The 12,203-nt window shown below is 67.8% G+C and carries 9 protein-coding genes; 5 read left to right on the forward strand and 4 right to left on the reverse strand.

Annotated features, from left to right (window positions below; all coding sequences use genetic code 11):
• The first annotated feature begins 594 nt into the window (after window positions 1–594).
• A complete protein-coding gene (locus tag AC2W7M_RS10615; RefSeq protein WP_486132291.1) occupies window positions 595–903 on the forward strand; it encodes a P-loop nucleotide/nucleoside kinase family protein in 309 nt (102 codons plus the stop codon).
• Window positions 904–1,350: 447 nt separating this feature from the next.
• On the opposite strand, the gene selD is transcribed toward AC2W7M_RS10615, so the two are convergent.
• Genes selD through AC2W7M_RS10635 form a run of 4 tightly spaced genes read right to left on the reverse strand, consistent with a single transcriptional unit; the run spans window position 1,351 to window position 5,538 of the window.
• The gene (gene selD, locus AC2W7M_RS10620; protein ID WP_486132275.1) at window positions 1,351–2,400 is read right to left on the reverse strand and encodes a selenide, water dikinase SelD; all 1,050 of its coding nucleotides are present in this window, start codon (window positions 2,398–2,400) and stop codon (window positions 1,351–1,353) included.
• Window positions 2,401–2,433: 33 nt separating this feature from the next.
• Window positions 2,434–3,981: a PhnE/PtxC family ABC transporter permease gene (locus AC2W7M_RS10625; protein WP_486132277.1), complete on the reverse strand. Its 1,548-nt coding sequence runs from the start codon at window positions 3,979–3,981 to the stop codon at window positions 2,434–2,436.
• Window positions 3,971–4,669, reverse strand: coding sequence for an ATP-binding cassette domain-containing protein (locus tag AC2W7M_RS10630; RefSeq protein WP_486132279.1), 699 nt, complete (start codon window positions 4,667–4,669; stop codon window positions 3,971–3,973). The genes AC2W7M_RS10625 and AC2W7M_RS10630 overlap by 11 nt, the downstream gene beginning before the upstream one ends.
• 2 nt (window positions 4,670–4,671) lie before the next feature.
• Complete coding sequence (locus AC2W7M_RS10635) at window positions 4,672–5,538, reverse strand: putative selenate ABC transporter substrate-binding protein (RefSeq protein ID WP_486132281.1); 867 nt, start codon at window positions 5,536–5,538, stop codon at window positions 4,672–4,674.
• 573 nt (window positions 5,539–6,111) lie between these two features.
• Here AC2W7M_RS10635 and fdnG point away from each other — a divergent pair.
• From fdnG to fdhE, 4 genes are all read left to right on the forward strand, one after another.
• The gene (gene fdnG, locus AC2W7M_RS10640; protein ID WP_486132283.1) at window positions 6,112–9,198 is read left to right on the forward strand and encodes a formate dehydrogenase-N subunit alpha; all 3,087 of its coding nucleotides are present in this window, start codon (window positions 6,112–6,114) and stop codon (window positions 9,196–9,198) included.
• Between the two features lie 14 nt (window positions 9,199–9,212).
• Window positions 9,213–10,154, forward strand: coding sequence for a formate dehydrogenase subunit beta (fdxH, locus tag AC2W7M_RS10645; RefSeq protein WP_486132285.1), 942 nt, complete (start codon window positions 9,213–9,215; stop codon window positions 10,152–10,154).
• Window positions 10,151–10,843 carry a formate dehydrogenase subunit gamma gene (locus AC2W7M_RS10650; RefSeq protein ID WP_486132287.1) on the forward strand — a complete coding sequence of 231 codons (693 nt, stop codon included), beginning with the start codon at window positions 10,151–10,153 and terminating at the stop codon, window positions 10,841–10,843. The genes fdxH and AC2W7M_RS10650 overlap by 4 nt, the downstream gene beginning before the upstream one ends.
• Before the next feature lie 300 nt (window positions 10,844–11,143).
• Window positions 11,144–12,073 carry a formate dehydrogenase accessory protein FdhE gene (gene fdhE / locus AC2W7M_RS10655; protein ID WP_486132289.1) on the forward strand — a complete coding sequence of 310 codons (930 nt, stop codon included), beginning with the start codon at window positions 11,144–11,146 and terminating at the stop codon, window positions 12,071–12,073.
• Window positions 12,074–12,203 lie beyond the last annotated feature (130 nt).

Here is a 12,203-nt window from a genome sequence, read left to right on the forward strand (position 1 = left end):
CCGGCGCTGCCACGGCGACATGCACCTGCGCAACATCGTGCTGATCGACGGCGCGCCGACATTGTTCGACGCCATCGAGTTCAACGACGACATCGCCACCTGCGACGTGCTCTACGACCTCGCCTTTCTGCTCATGGACCTGTGGCAGCGCGGAGAGCGGCAGGCGGCGAGCATTGTCTTCAACCGCTATCTGTGGGCGGCGGCGGATGCGATGATCGAGGGCCTTTCGGCGCTGCCGCTGTTCCTGAGCCTGCGCGCCGCGATCCGCGCCAAGGTGGAGGCGGCGGGGCTCGGGCATCTCACGGGGCCGGCACTGGCCGAAGGCGAGGCGCGGGTGCGTCACGCCTTTTCGGCGGCCCTCGGCTTTCTCGCCCGTGACGTTGCGGCCGCGCCGCGGCTGGTCGCCGTCGGCGGCCTCTCCGGCAGCGGCAAGAGCACCTGGGCGATGAATGCCGCGGCCGGCATCGGCCGCCCGCCGGGCGCCGTGATCGTGCGGTCGGATATCGAGCGCAAGCGCCTCTTCGGCGCGCCGAGACGGAAAGGCTGGCCCCGGCCGCCTATGCGCCTGAGGCCGGCCAAGCGGTCTATGCCCGCATCCGCGCCTTGGCGGGGCGGGTGCTGTCCACCGGCCAGAGCGCGGTGGTGGATGCCGTCCATGCCAGGCCCGACGAACGGGCGGCCGTCGAGGCGGTGGCGCGGGAATTGGGGGTTGGGTTCGAGGGCGTGTGGCTGGAGGCGCCTGCGGCGGAACTGATCCGCCGCGTGGCGGCCCGGACCGGCGACGCCTCCGACGCCGATCCCGCGGTAGTCCGCGCGCAGCTCGCATACGATCTCGGCGAGATCGGCTGGCGCCGGACCGATTCGCCCGTCAGCAGCGAACCTGGGGCTTCACCGTCGGATTGACCCCGGTGACCACCTCCGGCTGGCGCTGCGGCGATCCCGGTGCGGCGGAATGGGGCGTCAGGCCCGTATAGGTGCCGCCCGTGCCGCCGGTCCATCCGGTGGAGCCCTCGCTGCCGGGCTTGGTGCCGGAAGCCGGACCGGTCGCGGGCGGAGTCGCCGCGACGTGCGGCGGGTCCTCGCAGGCGCCGACGCGGGCGCCTGCGGATCGGACTGGGCATGGGACGGCGGCGGGACGGCGCTGGCGAGCAGGAACATCACCGCGCCCACCAGGCCGGTCGTGAGAAGGCCGGCGCTGCCTTCCAGGCGCGGCGACAGGATCACAGGAGTGGCGCGCGCAGGCGCCTTCCAATTCGGATACGAGGGCATGGCCGGTCTCCTTTCGCTTCAGAGAACGCCCGCTTGCGACTGCCGGTTCCCGCCGGAGCGCTGACGCTCGGGCGACGCCCCTCAGGCGTCGACCGTCACCCGCGGCGCGCCCTCCTCCACCGCCCCGATGCGGCGCGCGCTGGCGAAGCCCGCGGCCTGGATTTCCGCCAGGAGGCGGTCCGCCTCCTCCGCGGCGCAGGAAACCAGCAGGCCGCCGGAGGTCTGGGGATCGGTGAGAAGATGGCGCCAGTGGTCCGGGGTCCCGTCCGCAAGGTCCACGTCGGCGCCGTAGCTTGCCCAGTTGCGGTGCGAGGCGCCGGTGACGAAGCCCTGCCGCACCAGGGCCTCGGCGTGGGCGAGCAGCGGCAGCGCGGCGCGCGAGAGGCGCAGGCGCTTCGATGAGCCGCGCGCCATCTCCAGCCCGTGTCCCAGAATGCCGAAGCCGGTGACGTCGGTCACCGCATGGACCGCGGCGTCCTTGGCGAGCTCCGCCCCCACCTTGTTGAGGCGGGTGGTGGAGGCGATCATCTCGTCATAGCCGTCGGCCGAGAGCGCCTCCTTCTTGAAGGCGGCGGAATAGACGCCGACCCCCAGCGCCTTGGTGAGGATCAGGGCGTCGCCCGCCTTGGCGTCGGCATTGCGCCGGATGCGCTCGCGCGGCGCGGTGCCGATCACCGCGAGGCCGTAGACCGGCTCCGGGCAGTCGATGGAATGCCCGCCCGCCACCGGAATGCCCGCCTCGGCGCAGATCGCCTGCCCGCCCTGGAGGATCGCGCGCACCACATCGGTCTCGATCTTGCCCAGCGGCATGCCGAGGATGGCCAGCGCCATGATGGGCGTGCCGCCCATGGCATAGACGTCGGAGATGGCGTTGGTGGCGGCGATGCGGCCGAAATGATCGGGATCGTCCACCATGGGCATGAAGAAGTCGGTGGTGGCGATGATGGTGGTGGTGCCGTCGAGATCGTAGACCGCGGCGTCGTCGCCGGTTTCGGTGCCCACCAGCAGGCGCTCGAACGGGCCGCCCTTGGCCTGGCCGGAGAGCAGGTCCTGGAGCACGGAGGGGGCCAGCTTGCAGCCGCAGCCGCCGCCATGGGCGAGGCTGGTCAGGCGGAACGGGGTCTCGGTCATCTCTTCACCTCTCGGCGCAAACATAAGGAGCGATCAGCGGGCGGGAAAGCGCTGCGCCGCGACCCCGCCGAACGCCCCGAGGGCGAGGCGGGCGCGCATGCGGCGCGAGACGAAATCGATGGCGGCGGTGGCGGCGACGGTGACCGCGATCAGCACCAGGGCGCGGTCGAGCCGGATTTCGGCGATGGCGCTGTCGATGAAGAAGCCGAGCGTCGCCACGCCCAATATGCCGACGATGGCACTTTCGCGCATGACGATCTCCCAGCGGTAGCAGGCATAAGCGAGGAACGGCCCGAACAGGCGCGGCACCAGTTCGTAGCCGTAGAGGTCGAGCCCGCGCGGCGCGTCCGGTCGCAGGGTCTGGGAGAGCCGCTCCCCCTCCCGTCCCAAAAGGTGGGCGATGATGGCGCCGTTGTGGAGGCCGAGCGCGATCACCGCCGGCAGCATGGAGGGACCGAGCACCTGGAGCGCGAAATAGGCCAGCATGTATTCCGGCGTCGAGCGCAGCACCACCAGCACCCCATGCCCGGCCCGCGCGCCGATCCGGCCCACCACGTTGCGCACCAGCAGCGCGAAGCCGGTGAGCGCGACGAGCCCCATCACCACCAGGGTCAGCTGGGTGACGACGAAGGTGGCGATGAGCCCGGGCGCCGCCTGGTCCACCAGGACGATCTTCAGCCATGCCGCGAGCGCCGCCCAGGTGGCGGGGGCGAGGAGGTCGGCACCCCGCAGCGGCGCCGGCACGATGTCCACGGTGAAGACGCGCGCCACGTTCGCCCAGTCGAAGCTCACGGTGTCGAGCGAGAGCAAGACCGCAAGCCCGGCGGCAAAGTACAGCGGCAGCAGCCTGGCCCCCATCCACCACCGGATGGTGCCGATGAGCAGGTAATAGGTGAGGAGGATCGCCGCCACCGCGCCGTACTGGCCCTGGCGGAAGAAGCTGTCGAGCTCGAAGCCGAGCGTCGGCAGGCCGACGAAGCCGATCACCGCCGAGGAGCGGATGCCGCATTCGATCCGGTAGAGGCCGTACACCTTCATGGGCGCGAGCGCGAGCGGCAGGCGGGCATAGAGAAAGGCGCTCACCGCGCCGGTGCCCTTGGGCAGCACGTCCGCCGGGCGGCGGTCCGCCTCCTCCAGCATCTCGCCATAGACCTTGGCGAAGATGCCCGCATAGGGCAGCGCGATGGCCAGCACGCCGGTGAGCGCGCTCGGGCCGAAGGGCTGCATCAGCAGCAGTGCCCAGAACAGTTCGTGGACCGAGCGCAAGGTGGTGGCGAGGCCGCGCGCCGCAAGGCTGCGGCTCGCCAGCGCCAGGACAAAGCCGGCCGCGCCGCCGAGCGCCACGCCCACCACCGCAAAGGCGAGGGTGAGCAGCACCGCTTGCCCCAGGTCGGACACCGCGCCGAAATCGGGCGCGAGGAAGCCCGCCGCGAACCTCCCCAGCACCGTCCAGGGATCCGCATTCGCGATCTCGAGATCGGCGAACGGGACCAGGACGAGCGCGATGCCGACGAACAGCAGGCAGACATTGCCGCGCGTGAGCGCGAGCCGACCCGGCGCGCTCGCGGCCTCAGCCGGCATAAAGGCCATCGAGATCGCCCCGCGTGAGCGCCTTCGTCGGCGCATCCACCACCACCGTGCCGGCCCTGAGGCCGATGATCCGGTCGGTGCTTTCCAGTGCCAGGTCCACCGCATGCAGCGACAGGACGAGGGTGGAAAAGCGCGCGGCCATGCTCTCCAGGATGCGCCGCGCCTGGGTCTCGTCCACCGCCGAGACCGGCTCGTCGGCGAGCAGGATGTCGCCGCCGCGGAAGAAGGCGCGGCCCACTGCGGTGCGCTGGCGCTGGCCGCCGGAGAGGCGCTCCACCGGCCGCATCAGCTCCGGCGCGAGGCCAAGCTCCTCGGCGAACGGGGCCACCGCCTCCCGCTCGCGCCGGAACGGCCGGACGAGGTTCAGGGCATTGTAGGCGGCCCCGTGGCGATCGAGGCGCCCCATATAGATGTTGTGGAACACCGAAAGCTGCGGCACCAGCGCGTGGTCCTGGGGCACCAGGGCCACGCGCGCGCCGGCATCGGCGAGGCGCCGGTAGAGCGCCGAGATCAGCGTCGACTTGCCCGCGCCGCTGCGGCCGAGCAGGGCGATGCGCTCGCCCTGCCGCACGGCCAGCGTGAGGTTCTCGAACACCGTGCGCGCGCCATAGGCCAGGCGCTCGCCCTCGAATGCGGCGAGGACGGGCGCCCGTGGCGGAGCCGGGAGCGGCGCGTTCACGTTCAATCCAGAAGGCCGAGCTGCTGGCCCACGGCGACGATGGGGTCGTAGTCGGCATTGGTCGCCGGGATGAACCTCTTGCGCGGGAAGGCCGCCAGAAGCTCCGGATCGTTCATGCCGACCAGCGCGGCGCGCACCTTGTCGGTGAAGCCGGCGCCGAAGGTCTTGTCGGCGTCGCCGCGGATCGTCCAGTTGTAGTCCGGATAAGGCGGCGTCTTCCAGATGATGCGCACCACCGCCGGGTCCACCTGCTTCTTGGCCACCATGTCGTCGAACGAGGTGAAGTTCACCGCGCCCACCTCGTAGGCGCCGGAGGCCACCAGTTCGACGGTCTTGGTGTGGTCGCCGGAATAGCCGACGCGCGAGAACACCTCGTCCGGTCCCTTCCCCAGCTCCTTGCGGATGTAGAATTCCGGCATCAGCCGGCCCGAGGTGGAGGTCTTGGCGCCGAAGGTGAAGGTCTTGCCGGCGACCGCCTTGGGCAGGTCCTTCTGGTTCGCCGGCAGGCCGGTCGCGGCGTTGGCGATGAAGTAGCTGATGAAGGCCATGTCCTCGTCGCCCTGGGCCAGCGCCTGCGAGCCCGGCACTGCGCGCCGCGCCTGGACGCCGGAGAGGCCACCGAACCAGCCGAGCTGGATCTGGTTGTTCTTGAAGGCGGTGACGGCCGCCCCGTAGCTCTTCACCGGCACGTATTTCACCGGCACGCCGAGAGTCTTGGACAGATAGTCCGCGACCTTCGTGAAGCGCTGGACCAGCTTGGTCTCGTCCTCGTCGGGAATGGCGGAGAAGGTGAGCGTCTGGGCGAAGGCGGCGGAGGCGCCGAGCAGGACGGCAGCGGTCGCGGCCGCCGCGAGAAGCGGGCGGATCATGGACAGGTCTCCCCAGGCGGGCGCGCAGAGGCGCAACCCGCAGTGATTGAAGATGCAGTTGTTTTTGACCTTGACGTGCAGGGACCGGGACGTGCAGGGAGCAGGGCGGCCACGCAACAAGGCGCCGTCGTCGCGCACAGGCGCGGTTGCTCTCATGAGGTTCGCCCCGTCACGCGGGAGCCGGACTGCCGTCACCTTCCCAAACTGGAAGCTGGCGCGGAGCGCGTCAATAGAGAAAAATGTCTCGGACTTTCGCCGTTAAGCCGGACCATCACAACATTTTACCAGAAGACGTCGATGTTTTTTGCGGTCGAGGGCGCGCAGGTTTGCGGGTCGCACCCATTGTGCAGCGCCGCAAATACATGGCGGGGGGCGCGATGCACAGCTTTGTCAGGTGGACAGGTCGCGGAACCTTGAGCCGATACCCGAATTTTGAACGGTCCTAAACGCTTCGCAGTTTGACATATTTCCAGTTCCAAAATACCGTCCTCGCAAGTCGGAATCCCGACGTCGGACGTTGCGACGCGTCCGCAATTGTCCCCGGTCAGGGGCACGTATCGGAGGTTGCCTTCGATGAATATGGAGCTCTCGCGGCGCCAGTTCCTAGGAACGGCGGGCGCGGGTGTGGCGGGGACGACGCTCGGAGCCTTGGGCTTCGGGGGGGTGGAAGAGGCCTTCGCCTCGACCATCAAGCCATTCCGTCTCATCAACACCACCGAGGCCCGCAACACCTGCACCTATTGTTCGGTGGCGTGCGGCATCATCATCTATTCCAAGGGCAGTCTCGCCAAGGGCGAGAAGGCCGATATCACCCATATCGAGGGTGATACCGACCACCCGACCAATCGCGGCACGCTCTGCCCGAAGGGTGCGGCGCTCATCAGCTACGTCAAGTCCGAGCAGCGCCTGAAGTATCCGATGATCCGGCGCGCGGGATCCGACAAGTTCGAGCGCATCTCCTGGAACGAGGCTCTGGACAAGATCGCCAAGGCCATGAAGGCCGACCGCGACCAGAACCTGGTGCAGAAGAACAAGGACGGCGTGACCGTCAATCGCTGGACCACGGCGGGTTTCCTCGCCGCTTCCGCAACGACCAACGAAACGGCCCTGTGCACCTACAAGGTGGTGCGCTCGACCGGCATGGTGGTGTTCGACAACCAGGCACGCGTCTGACACGGCCCGACGGTGGCGAGTCTCGCCCCAACTTTTGGCCGTGGCGCTATGACGAATTCCTGGACCGACATCAAGAACGCGGATCTCGTGGTCATCATGGGCGGCAATGCCGCCGAGGCCCATCCGTGCGGCTTCAAGTGGGTCACGGAGGCGAAAGCCAACCGGGGCGCCAAGCTCATCGTCGTCGACCCGCGCTTCACGCGCTCGGCCGCGGTGGCGGACTATTACGCGCCGATCCGGCAGGGCACTGACATCGCGTTCCTGAACGGGGTGATGAACTACCTCATCCAGAACGACAAGATTCAGTGGGACTACGTGAAGGCGTTCACCAACGCCTCGTTCGTGGTCAAGGAAGGCTTCACCTACCAGGACGGCCTGTTCACGGGCTATGACGAGCAGAAGCGGGACTACAACCGCTCCACGTGGGACTACGAGATCGGCCCCGACGGCTATGCCGTCGTCGACGAGACGCTCCAGAACCCGCGCTGCGTGTGGAACCTGCTGAAGCAGCACGTCTCCGTCTACACGCCCGAGCTGGTCGAGCGCATCACCGGCACGCCGAAGGACAAGTTCCTGAAGGTGGCGTCGATGATGGCCGAGTGCTCCGCGCCCAACAAGACCATGACGTCCATGTACGCTCTGGGCTGGACGCAGCACTCCAAGGGCTCGCAGAACATCCGCTGCATGGCGATGATCCAGCTGATGCTGGGCAATATCGGCGTGCGCGGCGGCGGCATGAACGCCCTGCGCGGTCACTCCAACATCCAGGGGCTGACCGATCTCGGCCTGATGTCCAACCTGATCCCCGGCTATCTGACGATTCCGACGGAGCGGGACACGGACTTCAACGCCTACATGTCGACCCGCGGCTTCAAGCCGTTGCGGCCGAACCAGATGAGCTACTGGCAGAACTACAAGAAGTTCTTCGTCAGCTTCCAGAAGATGATGTGGGGTCCGGCAGCGACGCCGGAGAACAGCTTCGCCTTCGACTGGCTGCCCAAGCTCGACGTCCCCGCGTACGACGTCCTGCGCGCGTTCGAGCTCATGGACCAGGGGAAGATGAACATCTACTTCTGCCAGGGCTTCAACCCCCTGCAGGCGTTCCCCAACAAGGCCAAGCTCGCCCGCGCGCTGGGCAAGCTGAAGCTCCTCGTCGTCATGGATCCGCTCGAGACCGAGACGGCGCGCTTCTGGGAGAACCACGGCATCTACAACGAGGCGAACCCCGCCTCGATCCAGACCGAGGTGATCCAGCTGCCCACCACCTGCTTCGCCGAGGACGAGGGCTCCCTCGTCAATTCGGGCCGGTGGCTGCAGTGGCACTGGCCGGGCGGCTCGCCTCCGGGCGAGGCCAAGACCGACGTCTTCATCATGGCGCAGATCCACCTGCGGCTGAAGGAGATGTACCGCAAGGACGGCGGTGTGGTTCCCGAGCCGATCGTCAACCTCACCTGGAACTACAAGGACCCCCACGAGCCGACGGCGGAAGAGCTGGCGAAGGAGATGAACGGCTCCGTTCTGACCGACGTGCTCGACCCCAACGATCCCACCAAGAAGGTGCTGGAGGCGGGCAAGCAGCTCGCATCCTTCGGCCTCCTCAGGGACGACGGCTCCACCGCGGCGGGCTGCTGGATCTATACCGGCTGCTTCACCGAGGCGGGCAACATGATGGCGCGCCGGGACAATTCCGATCCCGGCGACACCGGCGCCTATTCCAAGTGGTCGTTCTCGTGGCCCGCCAACCGCCGGATCATCTACAACCGCGCGTCCTGCAATCTCGACGGCCAGCCGTGGGATGACACGCGCAAGCTGATCTGGTGGGACGGCGCCAAGTGGACCGGCTACGACGTGCCCGACATCGCGCCCACGGCCAAGCCGCGGGACGTGGGGCCGTTCATCATGAACCCGGAAGGCGTCTCGCGCCTGTTCACCCGGGGCATGATGCGCGACGGGCCGTTCCCGGTGCACTACGAGCCGTTCGAGAGCCCGGTCGCCAACCTCATCGCCCCGAAGGTCCGGGGCAATCCGGTGGCGCGCGTGTTCAAGGACGACTTCGCCCAGTTCGCCGACACGGCGTCCAAGGAGTTCCCCTACGCGGCGACCTCCTACCGCCTGACCGAGCACTTCCACTACTGGACGAAGACCAACCACGTGAACTCGGTGCTCCAGCCCGAATTCTTCGTGGAGATCTCGCCCGAGCTCGCCAAGGAGAAGGGCATCGCCAATGCCGGCTGGGTGCGCGTGTGGTCGAAGCGCGGCTCGGTGATCGCCAAGGCCTATGTGACGAAGCGCATCCGTCCGCTGATGGTGGACGGCAAGCCGACCCACATCGTTGGCATCCCGATCCATTGGGGCTTCGTCGGGTCGGCCAAGAAGGGCTTCCCGGCCAACGTGCTCACCCCGTTCGTGGGCGACGCGAACATCGAGACGCCTGAATACAAGGCGTTCCTGGTCAATATCGAGCCCACGACCGGGCCGGTGGCATAAGGGAGAAGAGACCGATGTTTCCTCCGATCCCCAATCCTCCGGTCACCGCGACCCCCGCGAAGTTCGGCGATGCGGACCTCATCCGCCGCTCGGCTTCCTCGGTGCCGGCGCCAGCGCAGAAGCTGACGCCGGTCGCCAAGCTGATCGATGTCTCCAAGTGCATCGGCTGCAAGGCCTGCCAGGCCGCGTGCCTCGAATGGAACGAACTCCATGAGGAGATCGGCACCTTCAACGGCACCTATACGAACCCGCCGGACCTCACCCCGGCGTCGTACACGCTGATGCGCTTCACCGAGTGGGTGAACCCCGAGACCGACAATCTCGAATGGCTCATCCGCAAGGACGGCTGCATGCACTGCGCCGATCCCGGCTGCCTGAAGGCCTGCCCGGCGCCCGGCGCGATCGTGCAGTATTCCAACGGCATCGTGGACTTCGACCACGACAAGTGCATTGGCTGCGGCTATTGCGTGAAGGGCTGCCCCTTCAACATCCCGCGCATCTCGCAGGTCGATCACAAGGCCTACAAGTGCACGCTCTGCTCCGACCGTGTCGCGGTGGGCCAGGGTCCGGCCTGCCAGAAGGCATGCCCCACCCAGGCCATCGTCTTCGGCACCAAGGACGAGATGAAGAAGTGGGCCGACGGCCGCATCAAGGACCTCAAGTCCCGCGGCTACAAGAATGCCGGCCTCTACGATCCGCCGGGCGTGGGCGGCACCCACGTCATGTATGTGCTCCAGCATGCCGACAAGCCCTCGATCTATGCGGGCCTGCCGGACAATCCCCGCATCAGCCCCATCGTCGAGGCCTGGAAGGGCGTGACGAAGTATGTGGGCCTCGGCGTCATGGGCTTCGCGGCCATCGCCGGTGCGTTCCACTACCTCGTCACCGGTGCCAACAAGGTCACCGCCGAGGATGAGGAGAATGCGGAGAAGCTGACGCAGGGAGGACGCTCATGAGCGCGGCACCCTACGACGTCGAGAGCGGCGACCAGGTCCACAAGGGCCATCCGGTCCAGGTGGACCGCTACACGGTGGCGGCCCGGATCAACCACTGGATCACGGCGATCAGCCTGATCCTGCTGGCGATTTCCGGCCTCGCGCTGTTCCACCCCAGCCTCTATTTCCTGACCGCCCTGTTCGGGGGCGGTCAGTTGACCCGCGCCATCCATCCGTGGATCGGCGTGGTGCTGTTCTTCTCCTTCTTCGGGCTGTTCTTCCGCTTCTGGAAGGCCAATCTGTGGAAGAGCGAGGACGGAACCTGGCTGCGGCGCATCCGCGACGTGATCGCCGGCAACGAGGAGAAGCTGCCCGAACTCGGCAAGTACAATGCCGGTCAGAAGTTCGTGTTCTGGGGCATGTCCTTCCTCATCCTGGTGCTGATCGGTTCGGGCCTGGTGATCTGGAACGTCTATTTCTCCAGCTACACCTCGATCGAGCAGCAGCGCATCGCGCTCCTGGTCCACGCGGTGGCGGCGGTCGCCATCATCTGCGTGTGGATCATCCACGTCTACGCGGCCATCTGGGTCAAGGGCACGATCTCCGCCATGACCCGCGGCCAGGTGACGGGGGGATGGGCCTGGCGCCACCACAGGAAGTGGCTGCGCGAGCTGGTCGCCGGCAAGCGCACGGGAACCCCGGCGGAATAAAGTGTTTCCCCGCGCCCTTCCCTCGCCGGGAGGGGCCGCGGGTGCCGTTCCAGACGGGACCGGGGGATCGGGCGGCGCGCCATGGGCGGGCTGTCACTTTCCGCCCGTTACTCGGGGCCCGTTCTTTGCGGCCAGTTCCTTGCGGCCAGTTCCTTGCGACCCGGGCCTCTAACGCCCATGTGCCATTGATGCTCGCCGTATGCCTGCCGTTCATGCTCCGAATGCCGTACCGGCGTCTTGGCCGCGCGCGATCGGAAGCCACCGTTCTCACCACGTGACCCGTGAGGTTCGTGACGCATCATGTCCTCTTCCCCCAACAGTCCCGGCGCCCTGATCGCCGATCCGTCGGTCATCACCGGCGTCAATATTCCGCCCTTTGCTGTGATGCCCGATCCGGGGGAGCTGTTCGCGCGGCGCGCCGAGCGCTTCGCCGCTTTGGCCCAGGGCCACCCGCTCGCGCCCTATCTCACCTTCCTGCGCGATCTTTCGGCCGTGCAGGCGGCGAGCCTCAGCGATCTGCCGCTTCCAGAACTGCCGGACGCCGAGGACCGCGAGCGCGCCCGCAGCTTCCAGATGCCGCCGCTGGACCGCTCGCGCTTCACCGCCGACCCGGTGCTCGACGACACCTTCACCCGGCTCCTGAAGCTCGCGACCGACATCCCCATGCCGCCCACCGCCGCCGACGGTCTCGCCCGCCTGTCGCAGGCCGGCGACGGGGTGCGCGAGGAGGTGGTGCGCAACGTGCTCGCCGATTCCATCCCCATGGAGCATCTGGCCGAGCATGTGTTCGCGGCGTCCGCGGTCCAGGTGCATTTCGCCCGCCTTGCCGCGCGGATCGACCCGAAGAGCCTGGTGGACGTGGGCGTCGGCATGTGCCCCACCTGCGGCGGCCCGCCTGTGTCCAGCGTGGTGGTGGACTGGCCGAACGCGCACGGCGCGCGCTATTGTGTCTGCTCCCTGTGCAGCACCTGGTGGAACTTCGTGCGCATCCGCTGCACCTCGTGCGGCACCACCAAGGGCATCGGCTACCAGGAGGTGGACGGCAGCGACGGGGTCATCAAGGCCGAGACCTGCGACAGTTGCCACACCTACCTCAAGGTGCTCTACCGCCCGAAGAATCCCGACCTCGACCCGGTGGCGGACGACGTCGCCAGCCTCGGCCTCGACGTCCTGATGAAGGACGGTCCCTACCGGCGGGCCGGGTTTAATCCGCTGCTGCTCGGCTATTGAGGGCGCGCCGATGAGCGAGTCCTCACCCGCGGGCGTTCGCGCCCACGATGCCGGGGCGCGCCATCGGGCGCGCCTGAGCCCGTCAGCCGCCGGCTGCCCTCGGTGGACGCCGTGCTCAAGACCGAGCGGC

The organism is Xanthobacter sp. BG11Y11_SDJG, assembly GCF_057364445.1.

Coding starts and splice junctions, on each gene's coding strand:
- fdxH (WP_486132285.1), top strand. CDS start 9,213: ATGTTTCCTCCGATCCCCAATCCTCCGGTCACCGCGACCCCCGCGAAG.
- selD (WP_486132275.1), bottom strand. CDS start 2,400: ATGACCGAGACCCCGTTCCGCCTGACCAGCCTCGCCCATGGCGGCGGC.
- fdhE (WP_486132289.1), top strand. CDS start 11,144: ATGTCCTCTTCCCCCAACAGTCCCGGCGCCCTGATCGCCGATCCGTCG.
- AC2W7M_RS10650 (WP_486132287.1), top strand. CDS start 10,151: ATGAGCGCGGCACCCTACGACGTCGAGAGCGGCGACCAGGTCCACAAG.
- AC2W7M_RS10625 (WP_486132277.1), bottom strand. CDS start 3,981: ATGCCGGCTGAGGCCGCGAGCGCGCCGGGTCGGCTCGCGCTCACGCGC.
- AC2W7M_RS10635 (WP_486132281.1), bottom strand. CDS start 5,538: ATGATCCGCCCGCTTCTCGCGGCGGCCGCGACCGCTGCCGTCCTGCTC.